Raw genomic sequence first — 19,746 nt, 5'->3', positions numbered from 1 at the left:
CTTCACCGGATCACCACATCGCGGGTGGCCCGTCACCCTGAGTGAGCGGAGGGGGTGATTCAGCAGTCCCCGCCGGCCCGGGAAGCAGCTCGTAGCCCGTCGGGCGCTGCCGCACCAGCAGCCCCGCGAAGGGGCGCGAGGGGTCGCCGGCGAAGTGCTCGCGCTCCGCGCGTACCCACCCGTCCCAGAACTCCCGCTGCTCCGTGCCGTCCCGGGCCCGTCCCCGTGACCAGGACTCCTCCCGGGGAAGGTCCATCCACAGCAGCAGCGCCAGATACGGGCGCAGGGCCCGTCGGCCCGCGCCGACGCCCTCCACGACGACCACGGGGGCCGGCGGCAGCGGGCGGGGCGGTCCGAAGCGGCGGGCGCGCCAGTCGTAGGGCGAGTACCGCGCGGTCTCGCCGCGGGCGAGCGGTTCGAGCACCTGGCTGCGCAGCCGCCCGGTCCAGCCGAACGGTTCCGCGTGGCTGGCGATGTCGTCCAGCCGCAGCACCGGGGCGCCGTCCAGCGCCTCGGCCAGCCGCCCGGCGAACGTCGACTTGCCCGAGCCGGCGTGCCCGTCGACACCGACGAGCCGGACCGGGCCGCAGGAGGGGGCGAGCCCGAGGATGCGGGAGGCGAGATCGTGAATGGCCGGCTCCAGGGGGAGGGGGCAGGGCGTACCGCAGCACTCTAGGTCCCCGGCGGGCACCGGGCCGGTGCGGTCGCCGCAGGTCCCGTCATTGGTCGAGTCCGATGTTGGTGGGCGCGGCACCGGCCGGGGTGCTGGCAGGATCCGCCCGGCTGCGTCCATAGTTGGCGCACACCCGTTCCACCCCGGCGGACGCGCACCGCGTCCGGCGGGCCGTGCACCGGTCCCGTCCCGACTCCGACACCTGGGGGTCCTCCACCCATGAGCAGAGCCGAACTGCCGTCCCGCAGAACCCTCCTGGCCGCGGCGGTCGTCGCCGCCGTCGCGGGGAGCGCGGGCCCGGCGTCCGCCGGCACCCCGACCACCGCAACCCCGGCAGGGGGTGCCCCCGGCGGCGGGAGTGCCGCCCGCCCCGTCGACAACCGGGCCTGGACCTCGTACACCGACTGGCGCGGAGGTACCGCCGACGGGACCCGTGCCGTCGCCGGCGCCCGCCCGGGACTGGTGATCGCGAGGCCCTCCGGCACCACGGACTACACCGACCCGCACACCGGCACCACGGCCGCCTGGGAGTACGCGACCTGGACCTCGCCGGTGCACCGGCTCAAGGTCCCGGCCAGTGAGGTCATCGCCTCCTGGAACGCGCACACCCCCGAGGGCACCTGGCTCCAGATCGAGCTCAAGGGCACCTACTCCGACGGCACGGACACCCCCTGGTACGTCATGGGCCGCTGGGCCGCCGGCGACCAGGACATCCGGCGCACCTCGGTGGACGACCAGAGCGACGGCAGGAGCAGCATCTGGACGGACACGTTCTCCGTCGACGACGCGGCCTCCGGCCTGCGCCTGGCGTCGTACCGGCTGCGCCTGACCCTCCACCGCCGCCCCGGCACCCGGCTCACCCCGACCGTGTGGCGGGCCGGCGCGATGGGCTCCGACGTCCCCGACCGGTTCACCGTCCCCGCCTCCGAGCCCGGACTCGCCAGGGAGCTGATCGTCCCGCGCTACTCGCAGGAGATCCACAAGGGCCAGTACCCGGAGTACGACAACGGCGGCGAGGCCTGGTGCAGCCCCACCTCCTCGCAGATGATCATCGAGTACTGGGGCGGCCGGCTCACCGAGAAGCAGCTCGCCTGGGTCGATCCGTCCTACACGGACCCGCAGATCTGCCACGCGGCCCGGTACACGTTCGACCACCAGTACGAGGGCTGCGGCAACTGGCCCTTCAACGCCGCCTACGCGGCCACCTTCCGCGGGCTCCAGGGTGTGGTCACCCGCCTCGGCTCCCTCACCGATCTGGAGACGCTGATCGCGGCCGGCATCCCGGCCATCACGTCCCAGTCCTTCCTGGCGGAGGAGCTGACCGGAGCGGGGTACGGCACCTCCGGACATCTGATGACCGTGATCGGCTTCACCGCCGACGGCGATGTGATCGCCAACGACCCCGCCTCGGACGACAACGAGGCCGTGCGCCGGGTCTACCGGCGGCGCGAGTGGGAGAACATCTGGCTGCGGACCAAGCGGTACAACGCCTCCGGCAAGGTCGCCTCCGGCACGGGTGGCGTCTGCTACCTCTACTTCCCGGACCGTCCCACCCCCCGCCAGCGCAAGGCGCTCGCGGCGGTGGGCGTGCGCTGAGCCGGTCCGGACGGCGGGCCCCGGGTCGTCCCGGGGCCCGCCGCCGTGTGACCGATGTCTCGGACGCGAAAGGCGCTCACGGTGGGAAAGTGGACAGCGTCGCAGGGGGAGTCCACCGCACCACAGAGACCAGCGAGATGCCATGACCGCGAACACCGCCACCGTCACCCGCGCCCGCACCGGCGGCCCCCGGGAGGACGGCCCGAAGATCCTCGAGCACGTCATGGGATGGACCCTCGTCGCGGTCCTCGCGATGTTCGTGACCCAACTGGGACTGCTGTAACCCGAGGTGAGGGGGCTCCCGGCTCGAGCCATCCGGTTGACCTGACATACTGCGGCGGGATTTCACACCGCCCGCAGGAAGACCTGGGTCGACATTGAACATCAGCCGGCAGTCCGCCGTACGCCCCGCGGCGCGCGGTACCGAGCGTTCGTCGGCGCGCCGCGCCGAACTCATCGCCATCGGGCGGAGCCTGTTCGCGGACACGTCGTACGACGCGCTCTCCATGGACGACATCGCACGCCAGGCGCGAGTCGCCAAAGGGCTGATCTACTACTACTTCCACTCCAAGCGCGGCTACTACCTGGCGATCATCGAGGACTCGGTGGCCGGTCTGGTCACGTACGCCGCGAGCGGCGCCGGACTGCCGCCGGTGGAGCGGGTGCACCGCACCATCGACAGCTATCTGCGCTACGCCGAGCACAATCAGGCCGCCTACCGCGCGATCGTCAGCGGCGGCGTCGGCTTCGACACCGAGGTGCACGCCATCCGTGACGGGGTGCGCGAGGCCATCGTGGAGACCATCGCCGAGGGTGCCTACGGCCGTACGGACATCGCGCCGTTGGCGCGGATGGGGCTGCTGGCCTGGGTGTGCAGTGTGGAGGGTGCCGCGCTCGCCTGGATCGACCGCGGTGAACTCACCCGCGAGACCATGACAGAACTGCTGGTGAAGACGCTCGGCGGCGCCATGCGCGCCATCGAGGAGCTGGACCCCGCCTACCCGGCCCCGGCGCCCGCCCGCCGCGACGGCTGAGACGGACCCGGACGGCGACGGGGGCGGGAGTCCCCCCCCCGTGGAACTCCCGCCCCGGCCCCTCGGGCGGTCCTACCGGATCGCCCTGATCAGCTCCCCGTCCGCGGTGTCACCGCTCAGCTCCCAGAAGAACGTGCCGCCCAGACCCTGCTCGTCCTTGTAGGCCATCTTGGTCGCGATGGTGGCCGGGGTGTCGTAACTCCACCAGTCGCCGCCGCACTTGGCGTACGCGGTGCCGCCGACCGTGCCGGTGGCCGGGCACGTGGTCCTCAGCACCTTGTAGTCGTCGATGCCCGGCTCGTACGTGCCGGCCGCCGGGCCGGTCGCGGTGCCGCCCGGCTCCGACTGCGTGACGCCGGTCCAGCCGCGGCCGTAGAAGCCGATGCCGAGCAGCAGCTTGGACGCGGGGACGCCGAGGCCCTTGAGCTTCGCGATGGTCGCCGCGCTGTGGAAGTCCGCCTTCGGGATGCCGTCGTACGAGGTGAGCGCCGAGTGCGGAGCGGTGGGCCCGGTGGCGTCCCAGGCGCCGAAGAAGTCGTACGTCATCGGGTTGTACCAGTCGACGTACCGGGCGGCGCCCGCGTAGTCGGCCGCGTCGATCTTGCCGCCCGTGGTGGCGTCCGCGGTGATCGCCGCGGTGACCAGGTTGTCGGCGCCGAACGTGGTGCGCAGCGCCGACATCAGGTTCCCGAAGGCGTCCCGGCCGCTGGTGTCACAGGTGGCGCCGCAGGCGTTCGGGTACTCCCAGTCGATGTCGATGCCGTCGAAGACGTCGGCCCACTTCGAGTTCTCGACCAGGTCGTAGCAGGACCGGGCGAAGGCCTCCGGGTTCTTCGCGGCCTCGCCGAAGCCGCCGGACCAGGTCCAGCCGCCGAAGGACCACAGCACCTTGAGTCCGGGGTGCTTCTTCTTCAGTTCGCGCAGCTCGTTGAAGGTGCCGCGCAGCGGCTGGTCCCAGGTGTCCGCGACACCGTCGACGGACTCGGCGGCGGTGTAGGCGCGCTCGGTGGCCGCGTAGGAGTCGCCGATCGCGCACTTGCCGCCGGTGACATTGCCGAAGGCGTAGTTGATGTGGGTCAGCTTGGCCGCGGAGCCGGACGTGTCGATGTTCTTGACGTAGTACTTGCGGTCGTAGGTGCCCCATTCGGTGAAGTAGCCGATGACCTTGGAACCGGCGGCGGCCTCCTGAGCCGAGGTCGCGGCGGTCGCGGTCGAGGTGCCCGCGCCGGCGAGCAGTCCGGCGCCGAGCACGGCGGCGCAGGCGGCGGACACGAGCGCCCGCCAGGTGCGGGGGCGGTGGGGGGATGGCATGCGGTTGTCTCCTCGTGGGGGGAGGGGAACACGAGTCGATTGGCATGAACGCGGTGACTCGGGTTGGAGCGAAACCCTAGGAGGACTAGACCAGTTGGGTCAATGGTGCGGACCAATTTTGATCGTCGGGGAGCGGTGTGAAGGTTTCTCGGAGTAAGCGGTCGTTAACAAGTGACTTGCTGCACCCGATCGGGCATACTCACAGCGCACAGCCGCTGGTCAGCAGCTTCCGAGACCCGGAACTGCGAGCATCGGCACGGCACCGATACGACCCCGGCGCGGCCGCCTCCACCCAAGGCGCACGCCGATGTGCCCGAACAGGGAGGAGAGCGTCGCCATGCCCGACCGCGCCCCGCAGCCGGTGGACCGGCAACTGCCCACGGACGAGGCCCGGGACCTGATCTCGCTCGTCCGCGACATCGCGCAGCACGAGATCGCCCCGAAGGCGGCCGAGGACGAGGCCGCGGAACGCTTCCCCCGCGAGCTGTTCACCCTGCTCTCCGAGTCCGGGCTGCTCGGCCTCCCCTACGACTCCGAGTACGGCGGCGGCGACCAGCCGTACGAGGTCTACCTCCAGGTGCTCGAGGAGCTCGCCGCGGCCCGCCTCACCGTCGGTCTCGGCGTCAGCGTGCACACCCTGGCCTCCTACGCGCTCGCGTCCTTCGGCTCCAAGGAGCAGCGGGCGGAACATCTGCCGGCGATGCTCGGCGGCGGCCTCCTCGGCGCCTACTGCCTCTCCGAGCCCGCGTCGGGCTCGGACGCCGCATCCCTGCGCACCAGGGCCGTGCGGGACGGCGGGGGAGACTGGGTGATCACCGGCACCAAGGCGTGGATCACCCACGGCGGCGTCGCCGACTTCTACACGGTCATGGCACGCACCGGCGAGGAGGGCCCGCGCGGCATCACCGCGTTCCTCGTGCCCGGTGACGCGGAGGGGCTCAGTGCCGCCGTGCCGGAGAAGAAGATGGGCATGAAGGGCTCGCCCACCGCCCAGGTCCATCTCGACGGCGTCCGGGTCCCCGACGCGCGGCGGATCGGCGAGGAGGGGCAGGGTTTCGCGATCGCCCTGTCCGCACTGGACGGCGGCCGGCTCGGCATCGCCGCCTGCGCCATCGGCGTCGCCCAGGCGGCGCTCGACGAGGCTCTCGGCTACGCGACCGAGAGGCGGCAGTTCGGCAGGCCCATCGCCGACTTCCAGGGGCTGCGCTTCATGCTCGCCGACATGGCGACCCAGATCGAGGCGGGGCGCGCCCTGTACCTCGCGGCGGCCCGGCTGCGCGACGCGGGACGGCCGTTCGCCAAGCAGGCGGCCATGGCCAAGCTGCACTGCACCGACACCGCGATGCGGGTCACCACCGACGCCGTACAGATCCTCGGCGGCTACGGCTACACCGCCGACTTCCCCGCCGAGCGCTACATGCGCGAGGCCAAGGTGCTGCAGATCGTCGAGGGCACCAACCAGATCCAGCGCATGGTCATCGCCCGTCATCTCGCGGGGCCGGAGACCCGCTGAACCGGTCGGGCCCGCGCCAGGGCGCGGCGAGCCGCGTCCACTCCGGATCCCGCCGGCCGGGCAGCATACGGCCCCGGTCGGCCCAGGTCCGCAGCAGATCGCGGTAGATCGGCGGATCCGGGAGCCGTGGCGGCGCGGGTACGACCGCCGCCACGGGCGGCGGCACGAAGACATGGCGCTGACGCCCGGTCGTCGAGTACGTGGGGGTCGTCATACCCGGGCAACGCGGCGGTGACCGAGCCGGTCACCGGCCCCCGGGGCAGGACGTGCGTTCGCGGGTGTCCCGCGCGGGCGGGGACGGCGGACCGCGCCGCCCCCGTACCGGTGTCGTGCTCAGGCGGCCTGCTGTCGCATCGCCGGGACCCGGATCGGGCGCGAGCCCGGACCGCCGACGTGCGAGAACGGCTGGGTGCGCCAGTCGAGTCCCTGAGGGAGCGTCAGGAGCAGGGCGGTGTCCTGCTCCTGGGGGGTGACGGACTCGTCCGCCGGCCGCGCCTCGGTGGCGCTGCGGCCGGTGCCGGCGCACACCGTGAGCCCGAAGGGGTTCCACGGTGAGGCGCACAGCGCGTGCTCCGGCAGGACGTCCTCGTCCGCGAGCAGGGCGATGGGCTGCGCGCAGTCCGGGCAGACGACCCGGTACATCTCGAAGGTGTCGTAGGCGTCGAGTTCCTCGTCCGTGGCGTCGGGTTCGACGTACTCCGGAACGAGCTCGATGACCGGCTGCTGCCGCTTGGACGTGGTACGACCAGGGCGCTTAAGACTCTGCATTGGGTTCTCCCCCTCGGGCTGGGCCGTGAAGGCACTGCGGCCTCGACCACAGCAAGCACTTCCCGTCCCCCCTCCGAGGTAATCACAGGAGCATCACGGAGAGTGCGTCAGGGGTGTGGCGTTCGTCACACGGCACATGCCGCCGCCATGTTCGCGGGCCCGCGCGCGCATCACGAACCGGGTATGACCTGGACGGTTCAGGTATCCGAGGAGATCAAGCGCACTGTAGGTTCTTGCGCCATGGAGGAGCTGGACCGACAGATCGTGCAGCTGCTCGTCAAGGACGGGCGGATGAGCTACACAGACCTGGGCAAGGCCACGGGCCTGTCCACGTCGGCCGTGCACCAGCGGGTGCGCCGGCTGGAACAGCGTGGCGTCATCCGCGGCTATGCCGCGGTCGTCGACCCGGAGGCCGTCGGCCTGCCCATGACCGCCTTCATCTCGGTCAAACCCTTCGACCCCAGCGCCCCCGACGACATCGCGGACCGCCTCGGCGGCGTCCCCGAGATCGAGGCCTGCCACAGCGTCGCGGGCGACGAGAACTACATCCTCAAGGTACGTGTCTCCACCCCACACGAGCTCGAAGAACTCCTGGCCAGGGTCCGTACCTTGGCAGGAGTCTCCACCCGCACGACGGTAGTCCTGTCCACCCCGTACGAATCCCGCCCGCCCAGGATCTGACGCCGCGGACGATCAGCCCCCGCGCACCACCCGGCCGCTCCGGCGTTTCCACCCAGCCCCTCCGGCGTCTGAGGAGCGGGGATCCCGGGGCAGAGCCCCGGGGTCGGGAACGGGAAGGGGCGGCGGGGGCGAGAAAACTCGGCCCGCCCAAGCCCCCACCTCCCCGACAGGCGAAACTGTCCCCATGAGTGAACGCACCGACCCCCCACGCACCACCCTCCTCCGCCGAGGCGAAGTACACAGCCCCGCCGACCCCTTCGCGACAGCGATGGTCGTCGAACACGGCCACATCGCCTGGGTCGGCACAGAAGGCGCCGCGGACGCCTTCACCGACAGCGCGGACGAGGTGATCGACCTCGACGGAGCCCTGGTCACCCCCGCGTTCACCGACGCACACGTCCACACCACCGCCACCGGCCTGGCCCTCACCGGCCTGGACCTCTCCACCACCCCCTCCCTCGACGCCGCGCTCGTCCGCGTACGCGAGTTCGCCGCCGCCCGCCCCCACGACCGTGTCCTCCTCGGCCACGGATGGGACGCCGCCCGCTGGCCCGGCGGCCGCCCGCCGACCCGCGCCGAACTCGACGAGGCCACCGGCGGCCGCCCCCTCTACCTCAGCCGGATCGACGTCCACTCCGCGGTCGTCACCACCGCGCTCCTCGACCTCGTCCCGGCCGCCGCGGTCACCCGCGCGGACGCCCCGCTCACCGGCGACGCCCACCACGCCGTACGCGCCGCCGCCCTGGCCGCCGTCACACCGGCCCAGCGCACCGAGGCCCAGCGTGCCGCCCTCGCCCACGCGGCCTCCCTCGGTATCGGCACGGTCCACGAGTGCGGCGGCCCGGAGATCTCCTCCGAGGACGACTTCACCGGCCTGCTGCGGCTCGCGGCCGAGGGGAACGGCCCCCGCGTCGTCGGCTACTGGGCCGAACAGGACGTCGCCAAGGCGAGGGACCTGGGCGCGGTCGGTGCCGCGGGCGACCTGTTCGCCGACGGCGCCCTCGGCTCGCACACCGCGTGCCTCCACGAGCCGTACGCCGACGCCGGTCACACCGGCACCGCCCACCTGGACGCAGCCGCCGTGGCCGCCCATGTCGTCGCCTGCACCGAGGCGGGACTCCAGGCGGGCTTCCACGCCATCGGCGACGCCGCCGTGACCGCCGTCGTCGACGGCATCAGGGCCGCCGCCGAGAAGGTCGGCCTCGGCCGGATCCGGGCCGCCCGGCACCGCGTCGAGCACGCCGAGATGCTCACCCCCGAGACCGTCGCGGCCTTCGCCGAACTCGGCCTCACCGCCTCGGTCCAGCCCGTCTTCGACGCCCTGTGGGGCGGCGAGGACGGCATGTACGCCCAGCGCCTGGGACCGGAGCGGGCCCGCACCCTGAACCCGTTCGCGGCGCTGCTGAGGGCCGGCGTGCCGCTCGCCTTCGGCTCCGACAGTCCCGTCACCCCCCTCGACCCCTGGGGGACCGTCCGGGCCGCCGCCTTCCACCGCACACCCGAGCACCGTGTCTCCGTGCGCGCCGCGTTCACCGCGCACACGCGCGGCGGCTGGCGGGCGGTCGGACGCGACGACGCGGGCGTCCTGGTGCCCGGCGCACCCGCCGACTACGCCCTCTGGCGCACCGGTGAACTCGTGGTCCAGGCGCCCGACGACCGGGTGGCGCGCTGGTCCACCGACCCGCGCTCCGGCACCCCCGGACTGCCCGACCTCGCCCCGGGCCGTGACCTGCCCGTCTGTCTGCGTACGGTGGTCGGCGGGCGCACGGTCTTCGTACGGCCGGGCGAGTGATCTACGCGGACGGCGCGGTGACGATCATGTGCCGCGCCCCCGTCTCGCGACCTGCGCATCCTCGCCGCTGACCAGGTGTTTGAACCACATGACGCAGGTCGAACGGCTGTTGACAGGCGGCCGCAGGGGGCCGGTAGGTTCGCCCATGTCCACCACAGGACGCCCGACCGGAGAACGTCCGGCCACTCGTGTCAGCGCCGCTGGGTCAGGGACGGTGTGCCGCACCGGGGCACCGTCACTGGGAGCCAGGCTCAGCGGCGGCGCGGTACCGAGGGACGTGTCAGCCGGCCGGGGAGGTGCGACCCCGGGTGGGGCCCGGGCGCTCAGTAGACAACGGCTTCAGGCCGATCCGCAGCCGGCGGGTCCCGGGCCGGCCCGAAGGGCGCCGGGCCCCCATCCGCTGTCCCTCTTCCTTCTTCACACGCCCAAAACGTGTCTTCCTACCCGATCTTCGGTAAACGACACCACCATACGAATGTCCTGTCACGTCGGCACAGGCCGTGCCCACTATGGTGGGACCCTGCGCACAGGACATGAAGGGGCAGCAGTGAACGACGGCGACGGGACCCTCACGGCAGGATCCCAGGGGAGGAACTTCGGCCCGCTCGGCACGGCTCTGGTGATCATCCCGACCTACAACGAGGCGGAGAACATCAAGGCGATCGTCGGCCGGGTGCGTGAGGCCGTTCCCGAGGCGCACGTTCTCGTGGCCGACGACAACAGCCCCGACGGCACCGGCAAGCTCGCCGACGAACTGGCCGCGGCCGACGAACACGTCCAGGTGCTGCACCGCAAGGGCAAGGAAGGCCTCGGCGCGGCCTATCTCGCGGGCTTCCGCTGGGGCATGGAACACGGCTACGGCGTACTGATCGAGATGGACGCCGACGGCTCCCACCAGCCCGAGGAACTGCCCCGTCTGCTGACCGCCCTCAAGGGCGCCGACCTGGTGCTCGGGTCCCGCTGGGTGCCCGGCGGTCGGGTGGTGAACTGGCCGAAGTCCCGCGAGGTCATCTCGCGCGGGGGCAGCCTCTACTCGCGCGTGGCGCTCGATCTGCCGCTGCGCGACATCACCGGCGGCTTCCGCGCCTTCCGCCGGGAGACCCTGGAGGGCCTCGGTCTCGAGGAAGTGGCCTCGCAGGGGTACTGCTTCCAGGTCGATCTGGCCCGCCGCGCGGTGAAGGCCGGCTACCACGTCGTGGAAGTGCCGATCACCTTCGTCGAGCGCGAGCACGGCGACTCCAAGATGAGCCGCGACATCCTTGTCGAGGCGCTGTGGCGGGTCACGGCGTGGGGCGTGGGGGAGAGGGTCGGCAAGGTCCTCGGCCGCGGCGACGAGAAGCGGCGGCCCACCGCACAGCCGTAGGAGAGCCGGTCGCCCGCTTATCCCGTGCTGAGCCGGGCCCAGGCACACTGGGAGCATGACGACTGGCGCTCAGACCCCGCATCCCGCCCGGCCCCGGCGCTCCCGGCTGCGCACCCTCCTGCCGCTGGGTGTCGCCGCATGGCTGGTGCTGGAGATCTGGCTGCTCACCGTGGTCGCCGGGGCGTCGAACGGGCTGGTGGTCTTCCTGATCCTGGTGGCCGGTCTCGTCCTCGGCTCCGTGGTCATCAAGCGGGCCGGCCGGCGGGCCTTCAGGAATCTGACCGAGACGCTGCAGCGGCAGCAGGGCGGGATGCCGTCCGAGGCCCGGCCCAACAGCGAGGGCAACGGCCTGACGATGCTGGGCGGCCTGCTGCTGATCATCCCCGGCGTGCTCTCGGACGCCGCGGGACTCCTCCTGCTGGTGCCGCCCGTGCAGAAGGCCGTGAGCCGCTCCGCCCAGCGCACCTTCGAGCGCAAGCTCCGGGAGGCCGGGCAGGGGCCGTTCGGTGACGCCTTCCAGCAGGCACGCATCCACCGGCCCGACGGCAAGGTCGTCCCGGGCGAGGTTGTACGGGACGAGCCCGGGACCGCGCCCGGGGACACCGCCCAGGGGCCGCGCCCGCCGCTCACCCGCTGACGACAGGGCCCGGGCTCTCCGGGAGGGCCCGCACGCACACGACCGCGGGCGCCGTACCCTGAAGTACGGCGCCCGCGGTCGTGTAACGCTGTGCGTGGTGGCCTTGCCCACTCCCCGCCGGGATCAAGCCGACTTTCGGCTGTCCCTGGGGTGAACCGCGATGTTCATCGCACCGGAACGCAGAACGGCGAGACGCTCCTCGAGGACCTCTTCGAGTTCCTCTCGGGTGCGCCGCTCCATCAGCATGTCCCAATGCGTACGCGCGGGCTTGGCCTTCTTCTCCTCGGGGCCGTCACCGTCCACCAGGAGTGCCTGGGCACCGCAGACCTTGCACTCCCACTCCGGCGGGATCTCCGCCTCGACCGAGAAGGGCATCTCGAAGCGGTGCCCCTTCTCGCATGCGTACTCCACGGCCTGGCGCGGGGCCAGGTCGATGCCGCGGTCCGTCTCGTAGCTGGTCACCACGAGGCGCGTGCCGCGAAGAGCTCGCTCACTCATGAATCGTGCCTCCCGGGCTTGTCGCCCACAGGACAGGTGTGTCGCTGTCGTCGTCATCCGGTCAACGTCCGGACGGCGGTAAAGATTCCCGTCCGGAGCCCCGATCCGGGTTGTACGTCGCCGTCGTAGCCGCAGCCTTGTCAACCAGTGCAGTACCCCCGGACGTCCGGTTTGTCACATCTGTAAGTAGATCTGACACAGCGTTCGGCATCTTTGACGCGCAGTAACGGTACGCCTGGCAGGCCAAACGCGTACACTACAGCCCTTTCGCGCCGAGCGCTAAATCCGTTCGGGTACCGGGTTGCCCGCGTCGCTGATCGCCCGCCGTACCGGCACCCGCGCGAGCAGCGCGAATCCCAGGACGAAGAACACCACCAGGGAGATGATCGCGTCCCGGTAGCTGCCGGTCAGCTGATAGGTGAGACCGAACAGCAACGGCCCGAGCCAGCTCATCCCGCGGTCGCTCATCTCGTACGCCGAGAAGTACTCGGCCTCCTTGCCGGGCGGCACGAGATGGGAGAAGAGCGAGCGGGACAGCGCCTGGCTGCCGCCGAGGACCAGACCGATGCCGGCCGCGAGGACGAAGAACCACACGGGGGCCCCGGCGGGCAGGAAGTACCCGGCGGCCAGGGTCAGGGTCCAGGCGACCAGGGATCCGAGGATCGTGCGTTTCGCGCCGTACCGCCGGGCCAGCCGGCCCAGCGCCAGCGCACCCGCCACCGCCAGTACCTGCACCAGCAGCACGGCCACGATGAGCGTCGACTGGCCGAGCCCCAGCTCCTTCGAGCCGTACACCGAGGCCTGGGAGATCACCGTCTGGATGCCGTCGTTGTAGATCAGGTACGCCAGCAGGAACGACAGCGTCAGCGGATGCCGGCGCATGTCGCGGACGGTCGCCGCCAGCTGCCGGAAGCCCGGCAGGGCCGCCTCGCGCGCGGGAACACGGCGGTCCCGCAGCCGGCGCAGCGGCACCAGCGCCCAGGCTCCCCACCACAGACCGGCCGAGGCCAGACAGATGCGCACCGCCATGCCCTCGGAGAGCCCGAAACTGTCGTGGCCGGTGTAGAGGACCAGGTTCGCGACGAGCACCAGGGCCCCGGCCGCGTAGCCGAAGGCCCACCCGCGCGAGGAGACCGCGTCCCGCTCCTCGGGCGGGGCGATCTGCGGAAGGTAGGAGTTGTAGAGCATCATCGCGACCGACTGCGCCGCGTTCGCCACCACCAGCAGCAGGCCGCCGAGCAGATAGCGCTCGCCGCAGAGGAAGAACATGCCCGCGGTCGCCGCGGCCCCCGTGTAGGCGGCGGCCGCGAGCAGCGGCTTCTTGCGGCCGGTCCGGTCGGCGGCGGCGCCCACCAGCGGCATCACCAGCACGGCCACGATCACCGACAGGGACACCGAGTACGCGAAGAACGAGCCGGCGCGCACCGGTATGCCCAGCGGGTGGACGAACCCGTCCGCGTCCGCCGCGGCCTCGGCGACCGACGTCAGATAGGGGCCGAGGAACACCGTGAGCACACTCGTGGAGTACACGGAGCACGCCCAGTCGTAGAAGTACCAGCCGCGCTGCTCGCGCCGCCGGCCGGCGGCCTCGTCCGGCGCCGGTGACCGCACGGTGTCCGTGTCCACCCGTGCCCTCGCTTCCCCGTGAGACGCGCGCGGGCGCCGGGACGCGGCCAGGCCTCAGACCCAGACGCCGCGGTCCTCCATGACCTTGCGCAGTGTGTCGATGTGATCGGTCATGATGCCATCCACTCCGAGGTCCAGGAGGCGGTGCATCCGCTCGGCCTCGTTGACCGTCCACACGTGCACCCGCAGCCCGTGCGCGTGGGCGGCGCGCACGAACCGGTGGTCGACCACCTGGATGCCCGACTGCCGCTCGGGCACCTGCGCGGCGACCGCCGAACGGCGCACCGCGGCCGGCAGCCCCCAGGACCGCAGCCGCAGGCTCAGCACACCCCGGGTGCCGTACGAGGTGGCGAGCCGGGGGCCGGCCAGCCGCTGCGCGCGCACCACGCGGGCCTCGGAGAACGAGCCGAGACAGATCCGGTCCCAGGAGCCGGTGCGCCCGACCAGGTCCAGGAAGGGCAGGAGGGCCGCCTCGGCCTTCACGTCGACGTTCCAGCGCACCTCGGGGAAGGTCTCCAGGAGCTCCTCGAACAGGGGGACCGGTTCCTCGCCCGCCACCCGCGCCCGTGCCACCTCCCGCCACGGCAGATCGGCGATCCGGCCCGCGCCGTCCGTCACCCGGTCGAGGGTCGCGTCGTGGAAGGCGACGAGCCGGCCGTCGCGCGTGGTGTGGACGTCGGTCTCGATGTACCGGTAGCCCGCCTCGACCGCGCGGCGGAACTGCCGAGCGGTGTTCTCCAGGCCGTTCGCCGTTCCGCCCCGGTGGGCGAAGGCGATCGGGCCGGGATGGTCGAGGTAGGGGTGGCGTATCCGCTCTGTCACGAACGCAGTATCGCGCGCTCCGGTTGACCGGCGGCAACGACCGTGCTGCCGTCGGATGCCGAGGGAACGGCGAAGGCGCGCAGGAAGAGCTGGGCGAGCGGGCCGATGGTCACCGCGTAGAGCAGGGTGCCCACGCCCACCGTGCCGCCGAGGAGGAAGCCGGTGACGACCACGGTGATCTCGATGGCCGTGCGGACCAGGCGGACCGACACCCCGGTGCGCCGGTTCAGCCCCGTCATCAGCCCGTCGCGCGGGCCCGGACCGAACCGGGCCGCGATGTACAGCCCGGTGGCCGCCCCGTTCAGCGCGATGCCCGCCGTCAGCAGGAGCACGCGTACGGCCATGGCGTGCGCGTCCGGCACCACGGTCAGGGCCGCGTCCATCGCCGCGCCGATCACCAGCACATTGGAGACCGTGCCAAGCCCCGGCCGCTGACGCAGCGGGATCCACAGCAGCAGCACCGCGGCGCCGACCAGGGTCAGCACCAGGCCCATCGACAGCCCCGTCCGCTCGGACAGGCCCTGGTGCAGCACGTTCCACGGCTCGAGACCGAGCCCCGACCGTACGAGCAGCGCCGAGCTCGCGCCGTACAGCGCCAGACCGGCGTACAGCTGGAACAGCCGCCGTGTGAGATGCCCGTGCCGGGACGAGTACCTGGCCAAGACGTGCCCCCTGTGGTGGAAGTGGACCGACTCATGACACCCTGTGGCTTGGTCGATGATGTCATCCATGGCCAATTCGGGGAAGGTGGACTGATTCTTATGGCGCAGTGGACTTCAGCGGTGGGGGCGGCGCAGCTGGCCAGGCTGCTCCACTCCCAGCAGGACCGCCCCGCAGGCCCAGGGACCCGGCGTCCGCCCGCCTACCGCGCGCTCGCCGACGGCATCCGCCTGCTGGTGCTGGAGGGACGTGTCCCGGTGGCCGCGCGGCTGCCCGCCGAGCGTGAGCTCGCCCTCGCCCTCTCGGTCAGCCGCACCACCGTCGCCGCCGCCTACGAGGCGCTGCGCACCGAGGGATTCCTGGAGTCACGGCGCGGCGCGGGCAGCTGGACCGCCGTGCCGGCCGGCAACCCGGTGCCCGCGCGGGGACTGGAGCCCCTGCCGCCCGAGACCCTCGGCTCGATGATCGACCTCGGCTGCGCCGCGCTGCCCGCCCCCGAGCCCTGGCTCACCCGGGCCGTCCAGGGCGCCCTGGAGGAGCTGCCGCCGTACGCGCACACGCACGGCGACTATCCCGCCGGGCTGCCCGCCCTGCGCTCGATGATCGCCGACCGCTACACCGCGCGGGGCATCCCCACCATGCCCGAGCAGATCATGGTGACGACCGGCGCGATGGGTGCCATCGACGCCATCTGCCATCTCTTCGGCGGACGCGGTGAGCGCATCGCCGTCGAGTCGCCGTCCTACGCCAACATCCTCCAGCTGATGCGGGAGGCCGGCGCCCGGCTCGTCCCGGTGGCCATGGCGGCGGGACTGGGCGGCTGGGACATGGACCGCTGGCGCCAGGTGCTGCGCGAGGCGGCACCCCGGATCGCCTACGTCGTCGCCGACTTCCACAACCCGACCGGCGCGCTCGCCGCCGAGGACCAGCGGCGCCGCCTGGTGGACTCGGCGCGCTCCGCGGGGACGGTGCTCGTCGCCGACGAGACGATGAGCGAACTGTGGCTCGACCCGGACGTGGAGATGCCGCGCCCGGTGTGTGCCTTCGACCCGGCGGGGTCCACGGTGATCACGGTGGGCTCGGCGAGCAAGGCGTTCTGGGCCGGTATGCGCATCGGCTGGGTACGCGCGGCCCCCGACGTGATCCGCAGCCTCGTCGCCGCACGCGCGTACGCGGATCTGGGGACGCCGGTCCTGGAACAGCTGGCGGTGAACTGGCTGTTCGGCACCGGCGGCTGGGAGCGGGCGGTGGAGATGCGGCGCGCGCAGGCCCGGCAGAACCGGGACGAACTGGTGGCCGCGGTACGGCGGGAGCTGCCCGACTGGGAGTTCGAGGTACCGCGCGGCGGACTCACCCTGTGGGTGCGCACGGGCGGCCTCTCCGGCTCCCGGCTCGCCGAGGCGGGCGAACGGGTCGGCGTCCGGGTCCCGTCCGGCCCGCGCTTCGGCGTCGACGGCGCCTTCGAGGGGTACGTCCGCCTCCCCTTCACGGTGGGCGGCCCCGTGGCCGAGGAGGCGGCGACCCGCCTCTCCGCGGCGGCCCACCTGGTTCGAACAGGCGCTACAACCGGCACGGAAACCCCCCGCACCTTCGTGGCGTGACCAACACGCGGACACCCGCACGGCCCCGCCCCGCAGTCCGGAGCGGCGACGGTGTCATCCCACTGCGTGCAGTCACGCAGACGTCCAGGGCGGCGACGGAGCGGCACAACCGCGCGCGGTCGCACGGACGTTCGGATCGGCGACGGTGCCATCCAACTACGCGCACGCGCGCAGACATCTGGATCGGCGACGGTGCCGTCTCACCGCGCGCACGCGTGCCGAGGTTCGGTGTGGCGGCGGTGCCGGTCTCACTGGGCACACGTGCAGACGTTCAGGGTGGCGACGGTGCCGTTTCACCGCGGGCACGCGTGCCGAGGTTCGGTGTGGCGGCGGTGCCGGTCTCACTGGGCACACGTGCAGACGTTCAGGGTGGCGGCGGTGCCGTCCCACCGCGGGCAGTCGTGCCGCTGGGGCGGCACGGGTGGGCGCGGCGGCACGTGCCACTGGGCACCCCGTCAACGGCAGTGACCCGCGCGCACCGCCGGTCCGTCAGGAGCTGGGCTCCGCCACAGCCGCCTCGGCTCCGACAGCTTCCACGGACCGCCCCCCGATTCCGTCCTCGGCAGCCTCCTCCCGAACCTTGTCGAGGCGCACAGCCCGCACCCCCGCCTCCTCATCCACCGGAGTCGTCCGAGGCGGCAACAACTCCAGCACGGCCTGCCGATGAGCATCGCTCGTCGCGTCGTCGTACGGATCAGGCGTGGCCGGCACCTGCAGCCGGTGCACAGGCCCGCCGCCGAGCCGGGCGTACCCCCGCCCGGGCGGCACCTGCTCGACGGGAGTGGTGTGCGCAGGCGCCCCGAGCACAGCCTCCAACTGCCCCGCCGTAGCGGCCCCGAGCACCACCCGCGCACGCGTATGCTGCCGCACCGACTCCTCCAGCGAGTCCAGCCCGTCGAACTGCTCGGCGACGACCACGGTGACGTTCGCCGGCCGGCCGTGCCGCAGTGGAACCCCGAGCAGCGCCTGAGGATCCTTGCGCCCGTCCGCGGCCGCCAGGTGCGTGAACGCGCTCGGCCGGTCCAGCAACAGCCACAGCGGCCGCCGCGTGTCCTCCGGCGGCGGATCGCCCGCCTGATGCGCCCGATTCGCCGCGATCAGCCGCCGCTCCGTCTCGTGCGCCGCCCACTCCAGGCTCGTCAGCGCCCCCGGCAGCCCGCACTCGACGGCGAGCACACCGTCCCGTCCGGTCAGACAGGCGTACTCGCCGGTGCCGCCGCCGTCGACGATCACCACGTCACCGTGGTGCAGCGCCTGCAGGGCGATGGAGCGCAGCAGCGTGGAGGTGCCGCTGCCCGGCTGGCCGACGGCGAGCAGGTGCGGCTCGGTGGAGCGGATGCCGGTGCGCCAGACGACGGGCGGGGCGTCACGCCGCTCCTCGCCGTGCGTGCCGTGGGTGAGCGGCAGCGTGCGCTGCACCCTGGTGGGATCGGTGAAGCCGAGCACCGTCTCGCCCGGGGCCGTGACGAACGGCTGGGCGGCGATGTCGGTGGGCAGGGGCGCGAGGACGCGGACCGTGAGCTGGTTGGCCTCCTCGTCCCACACGAACTGGTACTCGCGGCCGCGCCCCGACTTCGCGCCGAGCAGATGCTCGATCCGCGCCCGGGACTCCGGCTCGCCGTCGGTGAAGTAGGCGGGGTAGCCGATCACCAGGTGCGCGATCCGGCCGGTGGGGTCGAACTCGTACTCGGAGAAGACCTTCTCCCAGTCGCCGCCGTGCGCGTAGAGCGGCTCCGGGTCCTCGGCGGCCGAGAAGTACGGCACGAGGGCGTCGTACAGCGACTTCAGCCGCTGGAGCTGGGACGCGTCGGGCCCGGCGGGCGCCGACGGGGCGCGGTCCCGGCCCTGCCAGGCCGCTGCCGCCATCAGGGTGACGACGGCGAGCAGCGGACCGTACGGTGCCAGTGCCACGGCCAGCACGACCGACGCCACCATGAAGAGCAGTGCGCCACGCCGGTCCTTGGGCGTGTCGGCCCACCTGCGCCGCCCGGCCGAGGCCAGCCGGCGCAGACCGCGCGTGATGGTGATCAGCGGGTGGAGGACGTCCGTGGCGCTGTCGGCCGCCGTCCTGGCCAGCTCCCGGCTGCGGGCGAGCTGTGCGCCGCCGTTGGTCAGGATGCGGGGGAGAGGGCGCCGGGCCACTGCTGTCTCCAGAGGGTGCGTACGGGCGGTCGGTGCGTGGTCGGGCGGATCAGAACTTGAACCCGCCCAGGAGGCCGGCCAGGCTTTCGCCGCCCGCCTTGATACTGGGTGCGATGGCCGTGCTGGCCAGATAGAAGCCGAACAGCATCGCCACCAGGGCGTGCGACGCCTTCAGTCCGTCCTTGCGGAAGAAGATGAAGACGACGACGCCGAGCAGCACCACGCATGAGATCGAGACGATCATGTGAGTTCTCCTGGTTTGCGGGGACAGTCACCATGAGTACTTCCAGGATCACAGAATGTATCTATACGATTAAAGGTGCAACTGGGTGGATTCTTGGCATTTCCCCCCGGATGGTCCTGCCGTGATCATTACCTCGGGCGCAGCGGGTCATGTGCCCGGTGAGCCAGTACGCTGGCGATTCACCCGTACGGCTCTGCACCGCTCGCAGACGTACGTCCTGTCCCCGATGCGTGAAGCATGTGCAGTGAGAGGCGGTCCGGCCGATGACTGAAGCCCCCGACCCCGAGGTCGTGGAGCTGGCGACCAAGATCTTCGATCTGGCCCGTCGCGGCCGGACCGAGGAACTCGTGGCCTACGTGGACGCGGGCGTGCCGGCCGACCTCACCAACGACCGGGGCGACTCCCTCGTGATGCTCGCCGCGTACCACGGCCACGCCGAGGCGGTGCGCGCGCTGCTGGAGCGCGGCGCCGACGCCGACCGCGTCAACGACCGCGGTCAGACACCACTCGCGGGGGCGGTCTTCAAGGGCGAGACCGAGGTGATCCGGGCCCTGCTGAAGGGCGGCGCGAACCCGGCCGCGGGCACCCCCTCGGCCGTCGACACGGCCCGGATGTTCGCCCGCACGGAACTGCTCGAGCTGTTCGGCGAGGACTGAGCGACCCGCTCCGACCAGCGACGACACGGAAAACGGGGGAGGCGGTACAGGGCCGCCGAAATTTCGGTCGCGGTAGATGTGACCGCCGGGTCATCATGACGACGTGATTCACGGACGCGATGGCTGGGC

The 19,746-nt window shown here is 72.2% G+C and carries 19 protein-coding genes; 10 read left to right on the top strand and 9 right to left on the bottom strand.

Going from position 1 to position 19,746, the window contains the following annotated elements; translation table 11 throughout:
• Positions 1 to 10: 10 nt before the first annotated feature.
• On the bottom strand, positions 11 to 691 hold the full coding sequence (locus tag IF28_RS0118820; protein WP_051713791.1) for a hypothetical protein: 681 nt from the start codon (positions 689 to 691) through the stop codon (positions 11 to 13).
• Positions 692 to 892: 201 nt separating this feature from the next.
• Between IF28_RS0118820 and IF28_RS0118815 the strand changes: the two genes are divergently transcribed.
• From IF28_RS0118815 to IF28_RS0118805, 3 genes are all read left to right on the top strand, one after another.
• On the top strand, positions 893 to 2,269 hold the full coding sequence (locus tag IF28_RS0118815; protein ID WP_030221484.1) for a peptidase C39 family protein: 1,377 nt from the start codon (positions 893 to 895) through the stop codon (positions 2,267 to 2,269).
• A gap of 142 nt (positions 2,270 to 2,411) precedes the next feature.
• A complete protein-coding gene (locus tag IF28_RS38690) occupies positions 2,412 to 2,552 on the top strand; it encodes an SCO1431 family membrane protein (RefSeq protein ID WP_106982088.1) in 141 nt (46 codons plus the stop codon).
• Positions 2,553 to 2,646: 94 nt separating this feature from the next.
• On the top strand, positions 2,647 to 3,303 hold the full coding sequence (locus IF28_RS0118805) for a TetR/AcrR family transcriptional regulator (protein ID WP_030221481.1): 657 nt from the start codon (positions 2,647 to 2,649) through the stop codon (positions 3,301 to 3,303).
• 72 nt (positions 3,304 to 3,375) lie between these two features.
• On the opposite strand, the gene IF28_RS0118800 is transcribed toward IF28_RS0118805, so the two are convergent.
• Positions 3,376 to 4,614 carry a glycoside hydrolase family 18 protein gene (locus tag IF28_RS0118800; protein ID WP_030221479.1) on the bottom strand — a complete coding sequence of 413 codons (1,239 nt, stop codon included), beginning with the start codon at positions 4,612 to 4,614 and terminating at the stop codon, positions 3,376 to 3,378.
• Positions 4,615 to 4,951: 337 nt separating this feature from the next.
• Between IF28_RS0118800 and IF28_RS0118795 the strand changes: the two genes are divergently transcribed.
• Positions 4,952 to 6,127, top strand: coding sequence for an acyl-CoA dehydrogenase family protein (locus tag IF28_RS0118795; RefSeq protein WP_030221475.1), 1,176 nt, complete (start codon positions 4,952 to 4,954; stop codon positions 6,125 to 6,127).
• Between the two features lie 333 nt (positions 6,128 to 6,460).
• Here the strand turns inward: IF28_RS0118795 and IF28_RS0118790 are convergent, their stop codons facing one another.
• The gene (locus tag IF28_RS0118790) at positions 6,461 to 6,895 is read right to left on the bottom strand and encodes a hypothetical protein (RefSeq protein ID WP_030221472.1); all 435 of its coding nucleotides are present in this window, start codon (positions 6,893 to 6,895) and stop codon (positions 6,461 to 6,463) included.
• 240 nt (positions 6,896 to 7,135) lie between these two features.
• Between IF28_RS0118790 and IF28_RS0118785 the strand changes: the two genes are divergently transcribed.
• From IF28_RS0118785 to fxsA, 4 genes are all read left to right on the top strand, one after another.
• Positions 7,136 to 7,576 carry an Lrp/AsnC family transcriptional regulator gene (locus IF28_RS0118785; protein WP_030221468.1) on the top strand — a complete coding sequence of 147 codons (441 nt, stop codon included), beginning with the start codon at positions 7,136 to 7,138 and terminating at the stop codon, positions 7,574 to 7,576.
• Between the two features lie 184 nt (positions 7,577 to 7,760).
• The gene (locus IF28_RS0118780) at positions 7,761 to 9,368 is read left to right on the top strand and encodes an amidohydrolase (RefSeq protein ID WP_030221466.1); all 1,608 of its coding nucleotides are present in this window, start codon (positions 7,761 to 7,763) and stop codon (positions 9,366 to 9,368) included.
• A gap of 547 nt (positions 9,369 to 9,915) precedes the next feature.
• Positions 9,916 to 10,731: a polyprenol monophosphomannose synthase gene (locus tag IF28_RS0118775; protein WP_030221463.1), complete on the top strand. Its 816-nt coding sequence runs from the start codon at positions 9,916 to 9,918 to the stop codon at positions 10,729 to 10,731.
• Between the two features lie 55 nt (positions 10,732 to 10,786).
• The gene (gene fxsA, locus IF28_RS0118770) at positions 10,787 to 11,368 is read left to right on the top strand and encodes an FxsA family membrane protein (protein ID WP_030221460.1); all 582 of its coding nucleotides are present in this window, start codon (positions 10,787 to 10,789) and stop codon (positions 11,366 to 11,368) included.
• Positions 11,369 to 11,491: 123 nt separating this feature from the next.
• Here fxsA and IF28_RS0118765 read toward each other — a convergent pair whose 3' ends face one another.
• The 4 genes from IF28_RS0118765 to IF28_RS0118750 form a co-directional block, all read right to left on the bottom strand.
• A complete protein-coding gene (locus tag IF28_RS0118765; RefSeq protein ID WP_003977404.1) occupies positions 11,492 to 11,866 on the bottom strand; it encodes an RNA polymerase-binding protein RbpA in 375 nt (124 codons plus the stop codon).
• A gap of 279 nt (positions 11,867 to 12,145) precedes the next feature.
• A complete protein-coding gene (locus tag IF28_RS0118760) occupies positions 12,146 to 13,492 on the bottom strand; it encodes an MFS transporter (RefSeq protein ID WP_030221457.1) in 1,347 nt (448 codons plus the stop codon).
• 54 nt (positions 13,493 to 13,546) lie between these two features.
• The gene (locus IF28_RS0118755) at positions 13,547 to 14,314 is read right to left on the bottom strand and encodes a glycerophosphodiester phosphodiesterase (RefSeq protein ID WP_030221455.1); all 768 of its coding nucleotides are present in this window, start codon (positions 14,312 to 14,314) and stop codon (positions 13,547 to 13,549) included.
• Positions 14,311 to 15,045 (bottom strand): YczE/YyaS/YitT family protein, encoded by a 735-nt coding sequence (locus IF28_RS0118750; RefSeq protein ID WP_420713782.1) that lies wholly within the window; start codon positions 15,043 to 15,045, stop codon positions 14,311 to 14,313. The genes IF28_RS0118755 and IF28_RS0118750 overlap by 4 nt, the downstream gene beginning before the upstream one ends.
• A 30-nt stretch (positions 15,046 to 15,075) precedes the next feature.
• Between IF28_RS0118750 and IF28_RS0118745 the strand changes: the two genes are divergently transcribed.
• Positions 15,076 to 16,575 (top strand): PLP-dependent aminotransferase family protein, encoded by a 1,500-nt coding sequence (locus IF28_RS0118745; protein ID WP_030221449.1) that lies wholly within the window; start codon positions 15,076 to 15,078, stop codon positions 16,573 to 16,575.
• Positions 16,576 to 17,064: 489 nt separating this feature from the next.
• Here the strand turns inward: IF28_RS0118745 and IF28_RS0118740 are convergent, their stop codons facing one another.
• Both IF28_RS0118740 and IF28_RS0118735 read right to left on the bottom strand, forming a co-directional pair.
• The gene (locus IF28_RS0118740; RefSeq protein ID WP_037893552.1) at positions 17,065 to 18,717 is read right to left on the bottom strand and encodes a hypothetical protein; all 1,653 of its coding nucleotides are present in this window, start codon (positions 18,715 to 18,717) and stop codon (positions 17,065 to 17,067) included.
• Positions 18,718 to 18,766: 49 nt separating this feature from the next.
• On the bottom strand, positions 18,767 to 18,961 hold the full coding sequence (locus IF28_RS0118735; protein WP_030221445.1) for a hypothetical protein: 195 nt from the start codon (positions 18,959 to 18,961) through the stop codon (positions 18,767 to 18,769).
• A gap of 263 nt (positions 18,962 to 19,224) precedes the next feature.
• On the opposite strand from IF28_RS0118735, the gene IF28_RS0118730 reads away from it, so the two are divergent.
• Positions 19,225 to 19,617 carry an ankyrin repeat domain-containing protein gene (locus tag IF28_RS0118730; RefSeq protein ID WP_030221444.1) on the top strand — a complete coding sequence of 131 codons (393 nt, stop codon included), beginning with the start codon at positions 19,225 to 19,227 and terminating at the stop codon, positions 19,615 to 19,617.
• The last annotated feature ends 129 nt before the right edge of the window (positions 19,618 to 19,746 follow it).

Origin of the sequence: Streptomyces sp. NRRL WC-3626 (assembly GCF_000718785.1) — a bacterium.
GTDB classification, from domain to species: domain Bacteria; phylum Actinomycetota; class Actinomycetes; order Streptomycetales; family Streptomycetaceae; genus Streptomyces; species Streptomyces edwardsiae.
The sequence above is the reverse complement of the archived record's forward strand: the minus strand, read 5'-3'. Positions and strand labels throughout refer to the sequence as shown.

What these genes read in the sequence shown, in the direction of transcription:
- IF28_RS0118815 (WP_030221484.1), top strand. Translation starts at nt 893, where the DNA reads ATGAGCAGAGCCGAACTGCCGTCCCGCAGAACCCTCCTGGCCGCGGCG.
- IF28_RS38690 (WP_106982088.1), top strand. Translation starts at nt 2,412, where the DNA reads ATGACCGCGAACACCGCCACCGTCACCCGCGCCCGCACCGGCGGCCCC.
- IF28_RS0118800 (WP_030221479.1), bottom strand. Translation starts at nt 4,614, where the DNA reads ATGCCATCCCCCCACCGCCCCCGCACCTGGCGGGCGCTCGTGTCCGCC.
- IF28_RS0118795 (WP_030221475.1), top strand. Translation starts at nt 4,952, where the DNA reads ATGCCCGACCGCGCCCCGCAGCCGGTGGACCGGCAACTGCCCACGGAC.
- IF28_RS0118790 (WP_030221472.1), bottom strand. Translation starts at nt 6,895, where the DNA reads ATGCAGAGTCTTAAGCGCCCTGGTCGTACCACGTCCAAGCGGCAGCAG.
- IF28_RS0118785 (WP_030221468.1), top strand. Translation starts at nt 7,136, where the DNA reads ATGGAGGAGCTGGACCGACAGATCGTGCAGCTGCTCGTCAAGGACGGG.
- IF28_RS0118780 (WP_030221466.1), top strand. Translation starts at nt 7,761, where the DNA reads ATGAGTGAACGCACCGACCCCCCACGCACCACCCTCCTCCGCCGAGGC.
- fxsA (WP_030221460.1), top strand. Translation starts at nt 10,787, where the DNA reads ATGACGACTGGCGCTCAGACCCCGCATCCCGCCCGGCCCCGGCGCTCC.
- IF28_RS0118765 (WP_003977404.1), bottom strand. Translation starts at nt 11,866, where the DNA reads ATGAGTGAGCGAGCTCTTCGCGGCACGCGCCTCGTGGTGACCAGCTAC.
- IF28_RS0118750 (WP_420713782.1), bottom strand. Translation starts at nt 15,045, where the DNA reads ATGGATGACATCATCGACCAAGCCACAGGGTGTCATGAGTCGGTCCAC.
- IF28_RS0118745 (WP_030221449.1), top strand. Translation starts at nt 15,076, where the DNA reads ATGGCGCAGTGGACTTCAGCGGTGGGGGCGGCGCAGCTGGCCAGGCTG.
- IF28_RS0118735 (WP_030221445.1), bottom strand. Translation starts at nt 18,961, where the DNA reads ATGATCGTCTCGATCTCATGCGTGGTGCTGCTCGGCGTCGTCGTCTTC.
- IF28_RS0118730 (WP_030221444.1), top strand. Translation starts at nt 19,225, where the DNA reads ATGACTGAAGCCCCCGACCCCGAGGTCGTGGAGCTGGCGACCAAGATC.